14 protein-coding genes and 1 tRNA gene are annotated in these 21,427 nt (G+C 30.0%); 4 read left to right on the forward strand and 11 right to left on the reverse strand.

Features of this window, described 5'->3' with window-relative positions; genetic code table 4:
* Positions 1-23: 23 nt before the first annotated feature.
* Positions 24-680, forward strand: coding sequence for a deoxynucleoside kinase (locus NMG77_RS02510; protein ID WP_322098506.1), 657 nt, complete (start codon positions 24-26; stop codon positions 678-680).
* Between the two features lie 2 nt (positions 681-682).
* Complete coding sequence (locus tag NMG77_RS02515; RefSeq protein ID WP_255045660.1) at positions 683-1,321, forward strand: deoxynucleoside kinase; 639 nt, start codon at positions 683-685, stop codon at positions 1,319-1,321.
* Between the two features lie 40 nt (positions 1,322-1,361).
* Here the strand turns inward: NMG77_RS02515 and NMG77_RS02520 are convergent, their stop codons facing one another.
* From NMG77_RS02520 to NMG77_RS02565, 10 genes are all read right to left on the reverse strand, one after another.
* Positions 1,362-3,515 (reverse strand): ATP-dependent Clp protease ATP-binding subunit, encoded by a 2,154-nt coding sequence (locus NMG77_RS02520; RefSeq protein ID WP_255045661.1) that lies wholly within the window; start codon positions 3,513-3,515, stop codon positions 1,362-1,364.
* Positions 3,516-3,629: 114 nt separating this feature from the next.
* Positions 3,630-5,711: a ribonuclease III gene (rnc, locus tag NMG77_RS02525; RefSeq protein ID WP_255045662.1), complete on the reverse strand. Its 2,082-nt coding sequence runs from the start codon at positions 5,709-5,711 to the stop codon at positions 3,630-3,632.
* Between the two features lie 45 nt (positions 5,712-5,756).
* Positions 5,757-6,743, reverse strand: coding sequence for a phosphate acyltransferase PlsX (gene plsX / locus NMG77_RS02530; RefSeq protein WP_255045663.1), 987 nt, complete (start codon positions 6,741-6,743; stop codon positions 5,757-5,759).
* The gene (locus NMG77_RS02535; RefSeq protein ID WP_255045664.1) at positions 6,743-8,467 is read right to left on the reverse strand and encodes a DAK2 domain-containing protein; all 1,725 of its coding nucleotides are present in this window, start codon (positions 8,465-8,467) and stop codon (positions 6,743-6,745) included. Before NMG77_RS02535 ends, plsX begins: the two co-directional genes overlap by 1 nt.
* A 10-nt stretch (positions 8,468-8,477) precedes the next feature.
* On the reverse strand, positions 8,478-8,750 hold the full coding sequence (locus NMG77_RS02540) for a hypothetical protein (protein WP_255034392.1): 273 nt from the start codon (positions 8,748-8,750) through the stop codon (positions 8,478-8,480).
* 37 nt (positions 8,751-8,787) lie between these two features.
* Entirely contained in the window at positions 8,788-9,774 is a 987-nt protein-coding gene (locus NMG77_RS02545; protein ID WP_255034393.1) for an RluA family pseudouridine synthase, read from the reverse strand.
* Positions 9,753-10,577 carry a TrmH family RNA methyltransferase gene (locus NMG77_RS02550; RefSeq protein WP_255045665.1) on the reverse strand — a complete coding sequence of 275 codons (825 nt, stop codon included), beginning with the start codon at positions 10,575-10,577 and terminating at the stop codon, positions 9,753-9,755. The genes NMG77_RS02545 and NMG77_RS02550 overlap by 22 nt, the downstream gene beginning before the upstream one ends.
* The gene (locus NMG77_RS02555) at positions 10,561-11,541 is read right to left on the reverse strand and encodes a DHH family phosphoesterase (protein WP_255034395.1); all 981 of its coding nucleotides are present in this window, start codon (positions 11,539-11,541) and stop codon (positions 10,561-10,563) included. The genes NMG77_RS02550 and NMG77_RS02555 overlap by 17 nt, the downstream gene beginning before the upstream one ends.
* Positions 11,526-12,716, reverse strand: coding sequence for a tRNA uracil 4-sulfurtransferase ThiI (thiI, locus tag NMG77_RS02560; RefSeq protein ID WP_255034397.1), 1,191 nt, complete (start codon positions 12,714-12,716; stop codon positions 11,526-11,528). Before thiI ends, NMG77_RS02555 begins: the two co-directional genes overlap by 16 nt.
* Before the next feature lie 9 nt (positions 12,717-12,725).
* Positions 12,726-13,577, reverse strand: a complete 852-nt coding sequence (locus NMG77_RS02565) for an MPN551 family DNA-binding protein (RefSeq protein WP_255045666.1) — start codon at positions 13,575-13,577, stop codon at positions 12,726-12,728.
* Between the two features lie 29 nt (positions 13,578-13,606).
* Here NMG77_RS02565 and NMG77_RS02570 point away from each other — a divergent pair, with 29 nt between their 5' ends.
* Together NMG77_RS02570 and NMG77_RS02575 are read left to right on the forward strand one after the other, a co-directional pair.
* On the forward strand, positions 13,607-14,128 hold the full coding sequence (locus NMG77_RS02570) for a hypothetical protein (protein ID WP_255045668.1): 522 nt from the start codon (positions 13,607-13,609) through the stop codon (positions 14,126-14,128).
* A gap of 28 nt (positions 14,129-14,156) precedes the next feature.
* Positions 14,157-14,233, forward strand: a tRNA-Arg gene (locus NMG77_RS02575).
* Positions 14,234-14,371: 138 nt separating this feature from the next.
* Here NMG77_RS02575 and NMG77_RS02580 read toward each other — a convergent pair.
* Complete coding sequence (locus NMG77_RS02580) at positions 14,372-21,400, reverse strand: EAGR box-containing protein (protein ID WP_255045670.1); 7,029 nt, start codon at positions 21,398-21,400, stop codon at positions 14,372-14,374.
* Positions 21,401-21,427 lie beyond the last annotated feature (27 nt).

The raw sequence follows: 21,427 nt of genomic DNA on the forward strand, positions 1-21,427 counted from the left end.
TAACTTAAAATAAGGAAAAAGGGGTGCTTGATTTGTTAATTGGAATAAGCGGCATGGTTGCCAGCGGAAAAAGTGTTCTATCTAAAAGAATTCATGAATACTATAAAACTTCTATGTTTTTAAAAGAATTTAAAGAAAACGATATTGTTTTTAATAAGTTCCTAGAATGGTTATATGAAAAACAACCTAATACCGAAATAAGTTTTCAAGCTTATATTTGCGAAAATCATTCCACAAAAATGGAAGAGATATGAGAAGAATATAAGAAGGCAAATAAGAATCCTAAAACAGATCATATTATTATTGATCGTTTTTGTATTGAACATAATATTTTTGCTACATTGATTTTATCTAAAAAAGGAGAAAAATTCCTTAAGGCATATCAAGCAATGTTTGATAGCATGATTGATGAAAATGAAATTCCTGATTTGGCTATTTTTTTAGATGTAGATTTCGATAATTTCAAAAAAAGATTATTTTTAAGAAATCGAGAAGTTGAAGTAGAAAACTTTGACAAAAATTTAGATTATTGGAAAGAATTACATAAAATTTACCGTAAAAACTTCGAAATTTTATGTGAAAAGTATAAAGTTAAAACATACTTTATTAATACAAATAACATGACTGAAGAAGAAGTTTTTCAAAAAGCTGTAGAAATTATAGATAATCACAAGAAATAATTATGTTGATCGCAATAAGTGGAATGGTTGCTAGTGGAAAATCTAGTCTTTCTAAACGTTTGTTTTCTTACTTTAGTAATTCAAAAATTTTACTTGAATATGAAGAAAACGATAAAGTATTTAGTCAATTCTTAGAATGACTATATAACAAAAATGGTTCAATTGATTTCGCTTTTCAATCTTACATAGTACAAAACTATTCAAGAAACCTTAAACAAGCATTGAATGAAAAACATGATTACATCTTTGCTGACCGATTTAATCAAGAACACTTTATTTTTGCTAAAAACAAACTCACATTAAAACCTAAAAAATATCTAAGAGCATATGAAGCGCTGTTTGATGTTTTAATATCAGAAGATAAACTTCCTGATTTAGTTATTTATTTAGACTTCAATTTCGAAGAATTTAAGAAAAGAATTTTTAAAAGAAATCGCTTAGTTGAAACAACTACTTTTGAGAATAATTTAGATTATTGAAAACATCTTCATCAGATATACAAACAAGAATTTATAAACCAACAAAAGAAATTTAATTTTAATGTCGTTTATTTAGATACAAACGATAAAAATGAAGAAGAAGTTTTTAATGAAGCAATAAATATAATTAAGCGATATAAACAAAATAAAAACGAAAATTAATCTCGTTTTTTATTATTTTTACCGCATATTTTTAATATTTTTAAGAAACAGTTTTTTTGTAATTGGAGATAGTTAATTCATTAGCTTGACTATCTACACTACAGATATATGAGTTGTTTTTCTCAAGTTTATTTTCAAGTATTTTTTTAGCCAAAAAATTCTCTACTTCTTTTTGAATATAACGTTTTAACGGTCTAGCTCCAAGAGTAGTGTTAGCTCCGTTTTTAGCAACTCTTTCAATTACTTTTTTATCGAATGTAACAGTTATTTGTTGTTCCTTAATTCTTACTGTTAATTCATTTAATAATTTTTCAGATATAGCAAATAAGTCTTTGTCATTTAAAGCTCTGAAAGTGACTAATTCATCAATTCTATTAAGCAATTCAGGACGCATCACTTTCTTTAAATCTTCAATAGTCTTACTTGGATTATTAGCTAATATATGTTCAGCACCGATATTAGAAGTCATAATTATTATTGTGTTTTTGAAATTAACTAATCTATTGTGATTATCAGTTAATTGACCATCATCTAATATTTGCAGCAATATATTAAGAACATCTGGATGCGCTTTTTCTATTTCATCAAATAAAACAACAGCATATGGCTTAGTTCTTATAGCATCAGATAACACACCCGGTTGATCATATCCAACATATCCAGGAGGTGAACCAATTAGCTTATCTACAGAATGTCGTTCCATAAATTCTGACATATCAATTCTTATCATTGCTTTTTCATTATCGAATAAACAATAAGCAAGTTTTTTAGCTACTTCAGTTTTACCAACACCTGTAGGTCCTAGGAATAAGAATGAACCAATCGGACGATTAGGATCGTTTATTTGCGCTCTACCTCTAAGCACCGCATCTGATACAGTTTGAATTGCATGATCTTGTCCTTTTACATATTTAGATAGATCATTTTTAAGGTTTAATAATTTTTGTTGTTCAGATGCAACTAATTTAGTTAATGGTATTTTTGTAGCTTGAGAAATTACTTCTGCAATTTCAACTCTTGAAATAGAAGTTTTTATCAAATTCTCGGTAAAATTAGCCAATTCTTTGCTCTTAGCTTCAATTTCTGCTTGTCTTTTTGGAATCTCTAAATATAGTAATCTTGAAGCTTGAGTAAAGTCTCCTGAAATTTGATATTTTTCAACTTCAGCATTAATGTTAGCTAATTCTTCTTTTAATTTATTAATACGTTCATAAATTGTTTTTTGTTTATTTCATTTCTCAGTTAATTCATTCTTTTTGTCCGTTAGTACTTTAATTTCATTTTTTAATTGTTCTATTCTTCCTAACTTAGCATTGTTAACATTCTCTTTTTTTTCTTGTTCTAAAGCAGCAAGTTCTGTGCTAGAATAAATAATTTTCTGTTTAATGCTATCTAATTCTGGTGGCAATGAATGAATTAATGTCTTTATTTTAGCTGCAGCTTCATCAATTAAGTCGATAGCTTTATCTGGTAAGTAACGATCAGAAATGTATCTAGAAGACATTTCAACAGCAGCAACTAATGCATCGTCATAAATTCTTACTTTATGAAAGGCTTCTCATCTTTCTTTAAGGCCTCTCATAATTGTTAATGCTTCTTGTTTAGAAGGTTCATTAACTAAAATCTTTTGCATTCTACGTTCAAGAGCGCCGTCGTTTTCAATATATTTTCGATATTCATCAATTGTTGTTGCTCCAATAACCTTGATTTCACCTCTAGCCATCATAGGTTTCAAAATATTTGCAGCATCCATTGCTGAGTTAGATGAATTTTTACCCATTCCTACTAATTGGTGAATTTCATCGATAAATAAAACAATTTTTCCGTCCGAATCTTTTACTTCTTTTAAAATTTTAGTTAATCGTTCTTCAAATGATCCTTGGTATTTAGTTCCTGCTATTAAAGATGATAGGGATAATTCAATAACTTCGACATCTTTTAGATTTTCTGGAACATCTCCATTAACTATCTTTCTAGCAAACCCTTCTACAATAGCTGTTTTACCGACACCTGGTTCCCCGATTAAAACTGGATTGTTTTTATTTTTTCTACTTAATATTTCTATTAGTCTTCTGATTTCTTCTTCTCTACCTATTGTAGGATCAATTGCGTTTCTCGCAATTTCATCATTAAGGTTTCTAGAAAACTTCTTTAAAACATTTTTTTCTTCATCTGGTGTAAAGCTTGCGAACATATTTTTTACCTCGTGATCTTGCTATGAGTTAATTATAACAAAAATTAGCACTCGTTGGTAAAGAGTGCTAATTTTTGTTGATAGAAACTTTTAATAAGACTTTTAGTCTTATTTTTATACCTTAAGTTTGCCGTGGAACTTGCTTATAGCGTCTTTTGCTGCTCGTATTTCGGCTCGGTGAGTATTAATATCAACTCCTTGCCCGTACATAATCCCGCCAGCATAAAGATTTACATAATAAAGATTGCTTTCTGGATCAAATCTTTTTTCGTAATGAATCTTCATATTTAAACCAGTAGAATGAATAATTTCTTGAAAGATTGATTTGTAATCAATAGTTTCAACTAATTCACCTTTTGAATAATAACCAATAATTGTATCGTTTAGAATTCTTTTAACAAAATATTCACCTTGATCTAAGAAAGCAGCACCAATAAATGATTCAAAAATATCTTCTAATATTTTAGGTGATAAAGGAGTTGTTTTTAATCCGTAACCTACTTTAATATAATCAATAAGTTCAAGTTGTGTAGCAGCTTTAATTAATGTTTTTGATTGGATGATTTTTATTCTATCCTTAGTCATTTCACCTTCGTTTGATTCTGAAAGGTTATATAAATATTCAGCTACTACTTTATTAATAATTGCATCACCTAAGAATTCTAATCTTTGATAGTTATAGTTCAACTTCATTTCATTAGAATATGAATTATGCGTTAATGCTTGTTCGTAAATATCTTTATCATTAGTAATAATACCGCATTTCTTAAGTAATAATTCGATATCTTTAGGCTCTTCTTTTACATAAAATAAAGTATCTTGATCATCAATACCTTTATTAAAATCAGTGAAATCATCCTGTTTTAAATTGTCATAAATAATCGGATAATTATCTTTAATGTAATTAGTTATTTTATCGATTTCTTGTTCGGTTATACTTTGTTGATTACCAAAAAAATTATCATTAACTTTATTAACTATATCCGAACTAGCGCCATTAATAAAGTTACGATCTCGCTTGTTATAAATTTTACGATTTGAGTTTTGAAAAGATCTTTTTCTTTTATTAAAGAATGGTTTTTTCTTATAGTTTTTTTCTATTTCTTGATTAGTATTATTTTCTTCTAATACAAGCTGTTTTTGATCAGTGTTTTCTGATAATAATTCTTGTTTGTTAGAAAAGTCAAAAAGATTGTTTATGTCAAGTTTTCCAGAATTAGAATCAACTGGGTTTTTATCAAAATTTTGATCTTGGTTTTTTGATAAATTAGAACGGAAGTTTTTCTTGAATTTATGTCTTTTTGTTGATGGTTTTAAATTTTTTCAATTATTTTCTTGATTAATTGGATCATCGATCGCTAATTGTAATTCAACAGTTTTATCTTCAGCTAATTTATCTAAAATTTCTCTGTTGTTTTTAGTTTCAATAATCGTAACAACTTCGTTACTTCTAATTTTAATTGGTTTGATATTTTTTCTGTTACGGTTTTTAGTTTGTCTGTTTTTATTAGAGTTAAACGAATTAGGTTGGTTAGTTTTTTCAACATCATTAGAATCGTTTAATTTTATTTGTTTGATTATTGTTTTTGTCGGATTTAATTGTTCTGAATTATTGCTAAGTTTGATTTCATCATCAACAATATTAGAATTCTGTGCTTTAGGATTGGAACTAGTTAAACCGAATTGATTTTTATTAACTTCGTAACTTTTCTTAAGAATTAAACTCATGTTTAAACTAGGGTTAGAAGGTAATTCAATATTACTTGTGTTTAAACTTGGTTTTTCTTCTATATTTTTGTTGTTGAAGTGTTTAATATTAGTCTTAGAGTTTTTCTTGCTAGCAGAAAAATTATTGCGGTTTTTCTTTTGATTAGTCTTATTTTGTTTTGAATTCTTATTATGATTTTTATTTTTCTTAGAATTATCGATAGAACCTGGTCTAATTTTCTTAGCTTCGCGAGCTTTTTGTTCCCTCATTTTTAATTCATAATCAGGATCGTTAATTGCAATTGGTTTTTCTGTGTGTTTTTTACGCGTTACACCAAGTTGATGTAAATATCCACTAGATAATGATCTAGAACCATAATTTCTAGCTACTGGTTTATCTTCTTTTTGAACTACTGTTTTCTTATTAGAATTGTTTATTTTCTTTGAATTTCGATTGTTTTTTGTAGTATTTCTTTGTTTATTGTCCATAAATATGTCTTATATCTTAAATTAATGGGCAATTTACTAGTTAATTTAATTCAAAAAAGCAGAACAATCTTCAGTTATTTTTTCAATTAAATTATTTAGTAAACTTTCGTGAGCTAAACGAATTGTTGAATAAAATTGTTTAGCATCTGCTGATCCGTGCGTTTTTAAAACTAATTGTTTAAGCCCTAAAACAATTGCGCCAGCATTGTTTTTATAGTCAAATGTTTTAGTTATTTGATAAATAACATTTGCTGAGAATAATGCTCCCAGTGGGTTAATTTTATAATTTTTCTTTAAAATTTTGCCAACAGATTTTAATGCTCCTTCTAAAGATTTTAAAACAAGGTTACCAGAATAACCATCACTTACTAATAAATCACATTCACGATCAATCAAACCTCGTGGTTCTATAAAACCTTTAAAATTGATTGTTTGATCGTTTTGTAACAAATCATAAGCTTTTTGATGGTATTCAAAACCTTTAAGTTTTTCTGTACCAATATTTAAAACACCAACTTTTGGTTGGTATTTTAAAACATTAACAATAAAAGTATTAGCCATCTTAGCTAAATAATATAATTCTTCGCCGTTAAATTCTTTGTTCGCACCTACATCTAAAAAATAAAAACCTTTTTTATCAGTTGTCGGAACATACGACATAAAACCAACTTTAACTTTTTGATTGATCTTTTGAATCATATTATAAGTTAAAGCGACATAAGCAGATGATGAACCTGCTGAGATAATCGTATCAACTTCTTTGTTTTTTAATAGTTCAATTGTTAAAAACATTGAACTGTCTTTTTTTTTGTAAGCAGCAAAAACCGAATCATCCATACTAATAGCATTAGTAGTATGAACGATACGATAATTTAAATATTTCTTACCTTTAACAAGTGGCTCAATATAATTTTTATCGCCAACCAAAACAAAAAAAAGATTTTTATGTTTTTTTGCGTATTTTAACACTGCCTTGATTGCTTCACTAATCGGGTTTTCAAAACCCATACAATCAACTGCGATACGGAACATTATTGAACTCCTATGTAATATTGATACAGTTTTTGCGAACCATTAATTGATTCACAATAAATCCCAAATTTTTCAGATATCAATTTAACCACAGTTCTAACTTCGTTACTTGATGTATTCTTACCATGGATAATCAGAATTAATTCAGGTTTTTTAACTTCTTGAACTAAATGACTGACAGTATCTAATAAACATTTATAAATATCACGATCACTTACAACGATCTTTTTCTTAATGATACCGATGTAATCATCTTTAGATACTTTAAGGTGTGGATATTTAATGTTTTTAGCCGATGTTGAAATACAAGCAGATCCTGTTGATTTGATCATCTTATTTAGTAGCTTAACATTATTTTTTAAAGTATCAGAACGCATATAACCACTAATCGCGCTTAGTGATTCAATGAAATTTTGACAAGCAATTAACTCACAGTTAATATATTTTTTAATTTGTGAAATTGCTTCTCTAGCTGCTAGTAATAAATTAGTATCATCTACAACAATAATTACATTCTTAGACTTAACACGGTAGATATATTCAATGAAATCGCGAATGGTTGGATTGCCAGTTGCTGAAGTATCAATAAACTGATCAACATCGTAGTTTTGAACGATCATCTTACCTAAAACTCTTGAAGGAACTGTTGCGATGATCGCAGTTTCAGTTCTAAAGTTTTTAGCTTTAGATAGATCAATATTCATTAAGGCTTCAATATTCGCGGTTTTGTGATCATTATCAGCACCATCATCTTGTTTACGTTCAATTACCTGACGGTTCATGTTCTCAATTTTAATTTTTAAGAACTCACCATATACTTGAGCGTGACGTAAAACAACATCTGGAGTTAGTGTATGAGCGTGAAGTTTGATGATCTCTTCGTCTTTGTTATTAATTAAAACTAAAGATTCAACATCTTTTTCAATATCTTTTTTGAATTTCTTTTCATCAAACTTCTTCTTAGTTTGTTTATCTTCGGATTTTAATCCTAGTTTTAATAAAAACTCAGTACAGTAACCATGACCTTCTTCAACTAATTCTTGTTCAGCTTTAGTTGATAATGCCTTCTTATTAACAAACTGCTTATCGTTATTAACTTTAGAAAAGTCTTGAGTTAATTCAGCCAGCATCCCTTCTAAAAAAGATACTAAACCAAATCCACCAGAATCCACTACATTAGCAGTTTTTAATGCTGGTAACATCTTAGGAGTTTGTTCTAGTGCGTCTTTAGCATACTCAACAACTAACTCAAAAAGTTGTTCAACTGATTTAATCTTTTCTTCGTTTTTAATTAACTGTTCAGATGTTAATCTAATAACAGTTAAAATCGTCCCTTCAACAGGAGATTGAATAACGCTATAAGCAACTTCTTTAGCTTCTTTAAAACAATTAATTAATTGCTTAATATCAATCTCATCTGCTTCTGGCAATGATTTAGTAAACCCTTTGATGATTTGACTAAAAATCACCCCAGAATTACCGCAAGCATTCATAAATAAACCTGTAGCAAAGACCTTACCAAGCTTTTGCATGGTCACAAAATTACCATCAGCGATCGTATCAACACCACCCTTCATAGTAATTTTCATATTAGTTCCTGTGTCACCATCAGGAACTGGGAAAACATTTAAATTATTAATGTATTCATAACGTGTTGAAACAATATTATAACCCTCAATAAACATTGCTTGCAACTGTCTTGTGGTTAATGAATCAGATGCCATAAATAAATATCTATCCTTTGATTTCTTTAATAATTAGATTTATAAAATATGGATGATGTTCATCCCAACGAGAAAGTTCATAATAAATGGTACTTTGAGCCATTAAACAGACTTGCGAAGGTCTGATGTCCCCTTTGCAAACAACTAATATTGTGATTGTATCGTTATCAATGGTAATATCTTCATCGCTAAGTTCACCAGCAATTCCAGGTACTAATTTAATAACTTCTTTTAATAAACCCTTGATTAATGGGTCATTATATTTAGTTTTAGCTATTTCCATTATCTAACATTTTACCAAAATTAATTTTATTTAATGATTATCATAAACCTTTATCTTGCAATTCCAATAAAAACCAAGCATCGGATTTTGTGTAATACTCATTCTGATCTAAATATTTAAGAATGAAGTCATCATCATATTTAGCTAAATCGAATACGATCTTATAACTATGAAGTAATTGGTGCTTATAGTTGTTTTGATTATCTTTATACTCTGGCTTAGAATACTTATAATCACCTACCACTGGGTGATTTAAGTATGACATATGCGCTCTAATCTGATGGGTTCTACCCGTAATTAGTTCAACATCTAGCAAGGTATAATCTAGCTTTTTAAAATAATACAAAGTACTGTATTTGGTAATAATCGTCTTATTATGATCAGTCTTGTTATCTTGAATTTTTACCAAGGCTTTATCAGGATCTTTGTATAAATAAGCAGTGCAAGTAGCTTTTTTAGGTTTGATTTGCCCATGAACTAAACAATGATAATACTTTTTAAGGTCTCGACTCTTAATGATTTCATTAAGAGCTTGTTGCGCTTTCAGATTTTTAGCTGCAAGCATAATTCCTGAAGTGTATTGATCTAGACGGTTAGCAATACTAGCAACATAGGAATGGTTATTGAGATAATCATATTGATTAGTTTTAGCTAAATAATGCAAAACGCGGTTTTGCATATTATCAAAACTATCTTTTTCATTAGTTTGTTGAGAAGGTATGCCTAGTGGTTTTTCAAATATGATGATATTCTCATCTTCATATATTAGATCTAATTCAGGTTTAGCTTTAAAAAAGACTGGTAACCCTTTTTTAGAATCAGTTTTTTGAAAATCATAATAAGTAATCAGATCATTAACTCTTAAGATATAATCAAAATCAATTCTTTTATTATTGACCGTTATATCTTTTTTTCTAATCATCTTATAGATATTAGTTCTTGTGTAATCTTTAAGAACTTTGAATAAGAACTTATCGATCCTAATACAATCATCGATTGTCTTTATTTTGATTGTCTTTTTCATATCTTATTTAGTTCGTATAAGATTATCCCTGTTGATGTTGCTACATTTAAAGATTCTGTGTGTTGATCATTAATTGCGATCTTAATCGTAGTATTAGCTAAATCTAATAATCTTTTATTAATCCCATTTCCCTCGTTGCCAAATATAATAATATTTCCACTAGCACTATCAAATTGATCGACCTCAATAGCATTAACTTTATTAGCAGTTGCCACAAATTTTAAACCTTTTTTATCAACGACATTAATAAAATTATCAAGATCATCAATAACACTAATTTGGTTACTAAAAACAGCTCCAGCTGAAGCTCTGATTAATTTAGGATTATAAAGATTTACTGAATGATTAATAAATATCTTATCAAGGTTAAAAGCAGCAGCATTTCGTAAAATTGTTCCTAAATTATTAGGATCTTGAATATTATCTAGAAAAAGGTAATTATATTTCTTGCTTAGTTCAAAACTTTGGTGATTTAATTGTTTGATTAAATAATAAAAATAACAGTCACCAGCTTGTGTGTTAAGTGTTTTTAATTCTTGATTTAATTCATCTGATAACTCAATTCATCTGATTGAATTATTTTTTAATCTGTTTTTTATATCATTGACAATCTTGCGATCAAATGATTTACTTACAAAAATGGTATGCGGGATTCAGTTATTATTCAAAGCAATTAAATTATTTTTAATCCCACCAACACAAAAATAATCACTAATATGTTTGTTAAAACCATTTTTGTAAGCCACTTTTAAATCTTTATAGATTGGATTAGCTTTAGAATTTATTTTATGAAAGTTGATCATTATCAAATGTTTTTAGATACTCATCTAAAACCTTTATTAATTTGTAAAAATCTTGTTTATTATCAAGACTAAAACCACTAGCAAACTTATGGCCACCACCATTAAACATTGCAGCAAAATGGTTGATAGGAATGTTGTGTGATCTAATTGAACCCTTTCATTTTTGGGATTGGTCATCAAAATAAATAGCTGTTCATATCTTAACGCCATCAATATTATTTAAGGCATGCACCATTGTCATTGGCGACTTAATTCCAAAACGTTTGTGAGCACCTTTTTTAATCGCAATATATGCTAAACCATTACTTGTAATCTTAGCGCGATTAACTACATAAGAATAGTATTTATGTTCTAGGATTGGTTTTAAATATACTGCATCATGCACTTCATTGCGATTGAAGCCTGTGGCTAGTACTTCTGCTGTCATCATAAATGTACTAGGTGTGGTCGCTAAATATAAAAATCTTCCAGTATCAGTAATAATGCCTGCGTAAATATACTTAGCAATTATTGAAGTTAATCTAAAGCCCATTCACTTAATAAATCAACCAATCATCTCAGCAGTTGATGAAAAGGTTGGATCAACTCATTCAATTGAACCAATCGTTTCTGTTTTAGGGTGGTGATCAATTCTAATAATCTCTTTAACTAATTTATGTTGTCCAGTAAGAATTCTTTCAGCATTTGCTGTATCAAAAATAATCCCTAATGATTTTTCTAAAAAATCGATATCAACAGGTTGTTTTTCAAAAGGAAACAAACTAGCTCCAAGTTCTGGATCTAGTTTATAAGTTCCCATTACATAAACCTGTTTTTCGGGATAAATATTATTAACTAATTCTTTGAACGCAAATGCTGAACCTAATGCATCAAAATCTGGTCGTTCATGAACAAAAAAAGTTAAATAATCAAACTCTTTAACTTTTGCCCAGATCTGATCATGCACTTCTAGTTGTTGTCTCATTGTTTATTTAAATCAAATTGGGTGATGTCGTTAGTTATTGAATTATCAATAACAACATCTAAAAAATCTAATGAAGCTTCGATTTTTTCAATAACATCAATCTTCGGATTGGTTATTGGTTTTTTTGGCGCATAAATTGAACATGCATCATCAAACGGAAGAATTGATATGTTGTATGTATTAATCTTCTTGGCGTGTTCAATTATTTGGTTTTTATCATAACACAATAAAGGGCGTAAAACCAATAAATCTTTAGTAGCGTCAGAAATTGTTTTCATGCTGTTTATTGTTTGTGAAGCTACTTGGCCAAGAGATTCTCCTGTAGCAATACAATCATAACCATACCGCTTAATTAACTTGTTGGCAATCTTATAAAAACATCTTCGCATTAAAGTGATACGGTAATTTTCGTATTTTGTATGCGAAAGTTCTTTTAGGACATTCGAAAAATTATGGATAAAGATTTTAGCTTCTTTAACTTGATTATAATTCGAAACGGTTTGAGCTAATAATACTGTTTTATCCAAAGCTTTTTTAGAAGTATGCGGAGGAGTGATAAATGTTAAATAATCAACATGCATGCCCCTTTTGTATAAAAGATCACTAGCAACCGGAGAATCAATACCGCCAGATAATAAAACTAAAACTCGACCTGATGACTTAACAGGTAACCCGCCAACAGCTTTATAACGATTAAGATACAAAACAAAGTTATCTTTAATTACATCAATATAAATTAAATTTGTAGGGTTATTCAAGTTAATCTCAATCTTACGATTTCTTAAACAATGACCAGCCAGAGCCTTTTTAAGACTCAAACTATCTAGTTCATAAGATTTATCCTTACGCTTGATTTCAAAAGCTAATTGATCACCATCTTGAACCATACTTAAAATTTTTGTTTTAAGTTCGTCAATTTCTCTTTCTAAATATTCAACCAAGCATACATAATTAATTCCAGGGATTTTTGTCAGAATATCAATTATTTCTTTTTGGTTATTCTGATCAAATCCACTTATTAACAAGTGGTCGTATTGAGATGTAATTTTTAATTCAAACTTACTGATTGCTTGAACGATGTTATCTTTTAATTGATTAATGAAATCGATTCGGTTGTTATTTTTTAATCATAACTCACCAAACTTAATCATTATTTTGTAATTATTTTTGACCATATAGTACAACTATATAATTTTATGCGATTTTAAAAATTCGATATCAGTTGATGTCATTTTCGGGCTAATTCCCGTAAGAATATGATTTTCATATCACTGCTTAGCTTGTTTAATGTACGGTTCAATGCTAGCTCTATTGACATTCATATCAACAATCTCAATTAAGCGTTTATCAATATTAATTGCTTCTGGTGTTTTGTAATCTTCGGGTCGTAAAAAAATAATTGCGAAACGACCGAAAGAAGCATTTCTTAGATATAGATATAATGATAATTGCAAAATATATTCTTTTTTAACTTTAATATTATTATTTTCATCATATCACTCAAGATATTTTTGACGTTTTTCTTTAACTATTGGTAATCCAGTTTCATCAACCATCATTCTTAAAGCGCCATCAACTTTTTTATAACTAAGCTTATCAATTGATGTTGTTTTAATTTCTAACATTGGATGGTTTTCATCATAAATAATCTTACCGTTTTCATTAACTGGCTCTCCATCAGGAATTCCACCAAAAATATCATTATCTTTAAATAGATCAAATCCAACTTCTTTAGGTTCGTATGACTTGTAGTTAATATTAAATTTATCAACTACATAATCACGTATCTTAGGTTCAATAATCACACCTGCATTAGATAATATAGGATCCATGGTTTCGTAGTAAAGATTAACCATCTTTAATCACTCCATAAACGGCGTGCTAAACGCATTGACCCCTAATATTGTTGGAAATCGACTGCCTGTGATTTTTTTAAATCGACTACTATAAGTTTTTTTGAATTGCTCAGATAAGATAATTTGCCCATCATCAATCTTAAAATTATCTTCTGTTATTAGTTCTTTTTTAAAAGGCATATCTTTATTTATTAAAATTATATAAAACAATGTTTATTAAAAGATATGTAATTAATCCTCTTTTAGAAATAAAAAAAGTTGAAATTGATCAAATTAATCAACTTTATGATTTTTTAAATAGTCTAAAAGATTATCACCAACTAGGTCTGATTAAAGATGAAATGAGTCTGATTCAGCTAGAAAAATACATTTTATCAGCCAAGAAACAATGGACTGATAAGAACGCTTTCTTGTTTGTTATCTATCTAGATAATGTCATTTGTGGTTTGATAAAAATTAGTATCGATAAGACTAATGGACGAATCGAATACTTATTAAAAAATGAAGATGTAGAGATTATTGAAAGTGTTGTTAGCTTCTTAATAAAGGTATGTAAATCCACCAATCTTAAATGGCTGTATATTGTTGTTGATAAATCTAAAGCTAAATTAGCTAAGTTATTAAAAACAATCGGGATGTATCAATTAAATGCAATTGAATTAAAAGAAATAAACATTTTAAAAGATGAATCAGATCTGTTAATTAATAATTATTGAGCTAAAAAAGTTTAATTCTTTTATAATATTAAAGGTTAACTATGCGCCCATAGTTCAATCGGATAGAACATCTGACTTCGGATCAGACGGTTATGGGTTCAAGTCCTATTGGGCGCGCCATTAACATAATACTAATAAACTAACTAACTAACTTGCCAGGTAATAATAACATTACCTGGTTTTTATTTTGTAGTAATCAAAACAATAAAAAAGCACAGGTTTTAAATTTACCTGTGCATTTTTTATTTTAAGAGCTGATTATTTTTTAGATTTTTTATCTTTTTTCTTCTTATCTTTTTTCTTCTTATCACCAAAGTCGAAGTCATCATAGTCATCTTCATCAGCATTTTCATCATCAAAAATCGCAGATGCCGCATCTTCATCGAATTGAGATAATCAGTCGTCAGCATCAACTGAATCAGTATCTACACCTTTTAATGCAGGGATATCTTCTTCAACATTAACTTCTTCAGCTTCGCCTTGAACATATACGAATCAGTTACCATTTTCATCAAAGTCACCTTCGTATCATTCTCATTCACCATCTTCTAGATAGTAACCAAAGTTTTCGTTACCAATGTAATCATCAAAGTTGATTTCACCGTTTTCATCTGCGTAGATATAGTTTTCACCTTCTACTTCAACTTCTTCGATTTCTTCTTGTTCAGCAACTTCAGTTTCTTCATCGCTAGCTTCATCAGCTTCTGCTTCTTCTGAAACTTCTTCTTCAGCAGGTTCTTCTTCTACTACATCTTCAACAACTTCTTCTACTGATTCTTCAACAGTTTCTTCTTTAATGAAGTTATTGTCGTCATCGAAGTATCCATCTCATACTCATTCTTCGTTTTCATCGTAATGACCATATTCTTCATTACCAACGAATTGTTCTCAGTATTCTGCTTCTTCACTAGCTTCTTCTTCAACTGGAGTTTCTTCTTGAGCAGCAGCTTCTTCAGCAGCTTCTTCTACAGCTTCTTCTAATTCTTCAGCTATAGTTTGTTCTTCAGATTCTTCGCTAACAGTTTCTTCTGAACTTTCTGTATTACTACTGAAATCGATAATTTCAGGTTCAGGTTGTTCTTCTTCGCTAATTTCTTCAACAGCAGAATCTTCTTCAACAACTTCTTCATCAGATGGAGTTTGTTCTTCTGCTACAGCTTCTTCTTTAACTGATTCTTCAGTTTCAGATTCTTCAGCTACAACTTCTTGATCAGTTGATTCTTCAGCAGGAGTTTCTTCTACTGATTCTTCCTCATTTCTAAAGAAGTTATTGTCTTCATCGAAGTATCCATCTCATACTCATTCTTCGTTTTCATCGTAATGACCATATTCTTCATTACCAACGAATTGTTCTCAGTATTCTGCTTCTTCACTAGCTTCTTCTTCAACTGGAGTTTCTTCTTGAGCAGCAGCTTCTTCAGCAGCTTCTTCTACAGCTTCTTCTAATTCTTCAGCTATAGTTTGTTCTTCAGATTCTTCGCTAACAGTTTCTTCTGAACTTTCTGTATTACTACTGAAATCGATAATTTCAGGTTCAGGTTGTTCTTCTTCGCTAATTTCTTCAACAGCAGAATCTTCTTCAACAACTTCTTCATCAGATGGAGTTTGTTCTTCTGCTACAGCTTCTTCTTTAACTGATTCTTCAGTTTCAGATTCTTCAGCTACAACTTCTTGATCAGTTGATTCTTCAGCAGGAGTTTCTTCTACTGATTCTTCCTCATTTCTAAAGAAGTTATTGTCTTCATCGAAGTATCCATCTCATACTCATTCTTCGTTTTCATCGTAATGACCATATTCTTCATTACCAACGAATTGTTCTCAGTATTCTGCTTCTTCACTAGCTTCTTCAGCTGGAGTTTCTTCTTCAGTGGTAGTTTCTTGAACTGCAACTTCTTCTTTAACAGGATTTTCTTCAGATGTAGATTCTTCTGTTACTTCTATTTCAGATTGTTCTGTTTCTTCTTTAATGAATTGTTGGTTTTCATCAAAGTATCCAGCTCATACTCATTCTTGTTCTTCGTTGTAGTGACCATAGTTTTCATCACCTACGAATTTTTCTCAGAACTCACCTTCTTCAACCTCAGTTTGTTCTTCTACAGTTTCTTCAGCTTGAGTTTCTTCTTGAGCGGAAGATTCTTCAGCTACAACTTCATCTTCAACAGTTTCTTCAGCTGGAGTTTCTTCAATCGCAGCTTCTTCAGAAATTACTTCTTCAGCTTGCGCTTCTTCTTTAATGAATTGTTGGTTTTCATCAAAGTATCCAGCTCATACTCATTCTTGTTCTTCGTTGTAGTGACCATAGTTTTCATCGCCTACGAATTTTTCTCAGAATTGAGCAGATTCTTCTTGCGCATCAGTTTCTTCAGATGGAATTTCTTCAGCTACAGATTCTTCAACTTCAGCCTGTTCTACTGGTAAAACATATTCATCAGTTGTTGAAACTTCTGGTTGCGTTTGATCAGTAACTTCTTCTACAACTTCTTCTACAACTTCTTCTACTGCAGGTTCTTCAGGTTGAATTTCTTCAACTACAGTTTCAGGTTGAGTTTGAACTTCTTTTTGAATTGGTTGTTCAACTACAACTTCTTCAGCCACAGTTTCAGCTACAGCTTGTTCTTGAACAGATTCTTCAACTACTGGTTGTTCTTGAACGATTACTTCTTCAGTAATTTGTTCAACTGTTTTTTCTTCGATTACAGGTTGAGCTATGTAATCATCAACAGGTTGAGTAACTACTGGAGTAATAGTTACAGCTTCTTGAATTGGTTCTGGTTGAATTTTTGGAGTAAATGAACTAATACCAACTGATAATAATTGATCTGCAACAATTGGAGATACTTTAACTTCTTCAGCTTCAAGACTTTCTTGAGTAGCTATTGTTGGTTGTTGAACATTTGATTCCTGAGTAGTTTGTCATTCGTATGATTGAACTACTGGTTGAGCGTTTGTAAATGTTGGTTGTTGAATTTCGCTAACTTGAACATTAATTACTTCAGAAGCTAATTCTTCATTAAAGATAGTAGGTTGAATAGCAGGTTGAACAACTTCAACTTTTGTTGGTTGTAATTTATATTGAACTTCTGGTAATTCAACTTTAGAAACATCAATATTTAGAACTTCTTGAGTACTTGATTCATCTGCTAATCTGAATTGAACATTAGTTAAATCTAATTCTTTCTTAGCAAAGATATCTTGTTTAACTTCTTGTTCTTGTGGTTGAACTAAAACACTTTGTGAATCAAATTGAGAAGTTGGTAATTCTACTTTATTAAGATCAACTACGATCGGAGTAACTTCTTGGATTACTTGATCTTCTACTACTTGTTGATCTTCTTGAACTGGTTGAACTTCTTTTTTAGCTGCTGAGATATCTGATAAAGTACCTACAAATTGATGAATTGATTTGTAGTTATCTTTATTTGGTTTAATGAACTTAGTAGAATCTTTAAGTTCATTAGCTTTTTTAATTTTTTCAGCTAATTCTTTTTCTCTAGCAGCTAGTTCTCTAGCAGCTAGTTCTCTAGCTTCTTGTTGTCTTAATGATTCTTCTTTAACTCTTAATGCTTGTTCTTTAACTTTAAGAACTCTTTCATTTAGAGCTTGTTCTCTTAATCTTAAAGCTTCTTCTCTAGCTTCTTGATCTTTGATCGCTTGTTCTTTTAATGCTTGTTGCTTAGCTTCAAGTTCTTTAAACGCTTTTTGTTTTGCTTCGTATTCTTGATCTAGTTGTTCTTTTAATTGAGCTTGTTTAGCTAATAATTCTTTAAGCGCTTCTTCTTCTCTAGCAGCGTACTCTTTAGCTGTTTGCTCTTTTAATAATTGTTGTCTAGCTTCTAGATCTTTTAATAAAGCTTCTTCTCTAGCAGCATATTCTTTTTCAGTTTGTTCTTTTAGTAACTGTTGTCTGGCTTCTAGTTCTCTAAGTGCTTGTTCTTTAGCTTCATATTCTTGAGCTAATTGTTCTTTTAATTGTTGTTGCTTAGCTTCAAGGTTTTTTAATAAAGCTTCTTCTCTAGCAGCATATTCTTTTTGCGCTTCTTCTCTTAATAATTGTTGTTTTTCTTCTTGTTCTTTTTCAAACGCTAATTTAGCAACTTCTTCTAAGATCTTATTTACTTTAGGTGCAGAATCTGAAATGAATTCACCTTCATCAGTGAAGTAACCATTTCAAATTCAAACATTGTTATCGTTATAGAATCCGTATCTTGAATCCCCTATAAACTTATTGAAGAATGGTTCATCTTTCTTAGTTTCTTCTATTTTTCTAGGTTTAGGAGTATAAGTTAAGAATTCTTCTTTATTAGCAGGTTTGAAGTATTCATCAAGATCACCGTGTTCTTCTAGGATTGAAGTTTTTGAAACTGAATTAATTTCTGTTTGTTCAACTTGTTGATTTCTTCTAGTTGAAACGAATTCGTATTCATCATCAAAGTAACCATCAAATACTCAATCACCTTTAGTGTTGTAGTGACCGTAGTTGTCATCACCAACAAATTCTAATCAGAATGGAGCTTTTAGTGAAGAACTTTCTTCTAATACTGAAGCATCAATGATTCTGTCATTATGAATTTTTGAACGATCTCAAGTTAAGATACCTAAATCTTCATCTTTTGGTTTGTTATAAATTGAAGATCTAATTAATTCATTCTTAGTTGGTTTAGTTTCAAGTTCATCTTCAAGAATAACTAAATCTTCATTATCAAAACTTTCTTCTTGATCTTGATCTAATAAGATTTCTAGATCGTCTTCTGGTTGTTCTTGTTCGTCAACATAAACAACATTAGTTTTAGAAGTTTTGAATTTTCTAGATTCAATTTCGTATTCTAAATTATTTTGGTTGTTTTTCTTTCAAGACTCAAATAAACTCGAGAAGTTAGATTCAGATTGTGTAGCATCAGATAAGATATCTAATTCAACCTTGTCAGGTTTGAAGTTACCTGCATCATCAAAGCTACCAGTTCAGATTCAAACACCATCGTTATCATAGTATCCGTACTCTTCATTACCGATGTGCTTTTTGTATCTTGGATCATCTAATAAGATCTTGTGAAGATCTGATTCTGGAGTAATTTCAGTTGTTTTAAGAACTTTAGGAGCGCTAGGTTTTTTAGCAGGTTCTTTTTTCTTAGGGAAGCTTTGTTTTTGTTTTTGACTTAAAACTTCTTCTTCAGTTTTAAATTCGTGTGTTGGATCTGGAATTCAGTTTAATTCTTGATCAAATACACCGTGTCAGATTCAAACTTTTGAAGAACCTTCAAAGTGACCATAAACTGGGTCACCAATTAATTCTTTTCAGAATTTCTTACGTTCAGATGACTTGATCGCAGATAAAATTACGTGTTTAGTTCCATAGAACGGAACTTCATCATCATGAGTGAAAGGAATTCATTTTTGTAATTTAGAGAATTTTCCTTTTCAGTTTCAAGTTTTGTTGTTGTAGAAACCATAATCTGAATTTCCAACATAACCTTCTCAGAATCTGCGTGATGGATCACTCTTTTGTTGATCACCAAACATTTCATCGATTACATTAGTCGGAACGATACTATTCTTAATTCCGTCAGATTGTTCTTTATCTAATTCTTTTCCTAAATCTAATAATTCATTAGGAGTGTAGATTTCTTCACTTTCAGGCGTTTGATCATCATCTGAAAGATCTAAGTCTAATAGACCGTTGTCTTGAACTAATTCTTCGTGTTTAACATATTCACTTTGAACTGGTTCATTGATAGCTGTTGCTTCGTATTTGATTTGTGGTTGGATTGAATCAATAATTTCATCTTCTAATAAACTTAGATCTAATTCATCTTCAACACTTGCAGAATCAAACTCTTCAAAAGCTGCTAGCTCTTCATCTAGTTTTTCAGTATCAATTAAATCATCTGGTTCAACAGCTCAAATGTTGGTTACAACTGGATCATCTACTTCGATTTCAGATAAATCTACAACGATATCAGATTGTGGTTGTTCAACTGGTTGTTCAACTTTAATTGGAGCTGGTTGACTAACTTCGGGTAAAATTTCACCAATTACTTCAACAGTTTTTTCAACTGGTTCTTCTTGTTCGATTGTATCAGTTACAACAGCTTCAAAATTATGTTGTGTTGTTGGCGCAAAATCTTCTGTTGAAATCTTAGACTGTTCAATTAGAGCAGTTACTTTTTCTTCAGTTAATTCGATTACTTTAGTTTGTAATCTTTCTATCATTTCGTTTTGTTTAGCAACAATACGAAGTTGTTCTTTCATTCTCTTATTGAAAGAACTAATGATATGACTTAATTCTGGTTGCTTTTTATTAGCAACTACTAATTCGTTTTGATTATTGCTTGAGTGTGCTGGTAGTTGGTTAGTTAAAGGATTGTAATCATTATTAACAACAGCTAATTCAGCAGTACTAGCAAACGGATCAAAATCCATTAATTGTTGTGTGTAACTACCTTGTTCTTGTTTGTTTGAATTTTTAGATGGGTTAGTTGAAAAAGGGTTTTGTTGATTGTTGAATTGGTTATAAGGGTTTTGGTTGTATGGCGAAAAACCAGGATGTGGTTGGTAATAATATGGCGGAACCGGATAAGGATTAAAATAAGGGTTAAATTGTGAACGAGAAAACGGATTGATTGGGCGAATGTATCCTCTTGGAATGTACATTCTTGAAGGAATCGGTTGATTTAAACGATCAAATTGATTTTGACGATCAAAAGCGTTTGGTCGTTCAAAACCATTAAAGTTATTATTTTGTCTATCTATTTGTTTATTCTGATTACTGTATGATGGGCCTGCATTCAGGTCATTAAAACTAGGTAGATCATCATAACTATTAGATGATGGTATAACATCATTAAAACTTGGGTGGTATTGATTTCTTACAACAAACTCACCTTCTTGTTCTTTTTTACTGTCATACTTCATTTCATTTGAAAACACAACCTTGTTTTGGTCTATATTTTCCATCTTTTTGAAATGATCACTGTAGTTTTCGTTTTTTAATTCTTTAGTGTAATCTAAAGCAGAATCAGCATAAAACGCTTCAGCCTTGATCTCTTCTTTAATTTCTTTATTGTCTTTGATCGTATCAGTTGAAGCTTTTTTAGCTAATAATTCGAAGTCTTCTTTTTTAGACTCTAAGTATTTTTTATAATAATCAGAATAACTTAAAGATTCTAAACCCTTTTTAGAAACTTTCTTTTTATTACTTCCACCATCTAAAGATATAGAAGCAGGTTCATTATTCTGAATATCACTTTTAGCATTAACAGATGTTTGATCTGCTTTTTTCTTTTCTGCCATATTTATATTATGTGTTATTAATTAATA

The organism is Mycoplasma bradburyae, from assembly GCF_024339025.1.
GTDB lineage: Bacteria > Bacillota_I > Bacilli_A > Mycoplasmatales > Mycoplasmoidaceae > Mycoplasmoides > Mycoplasmoides bradburyae.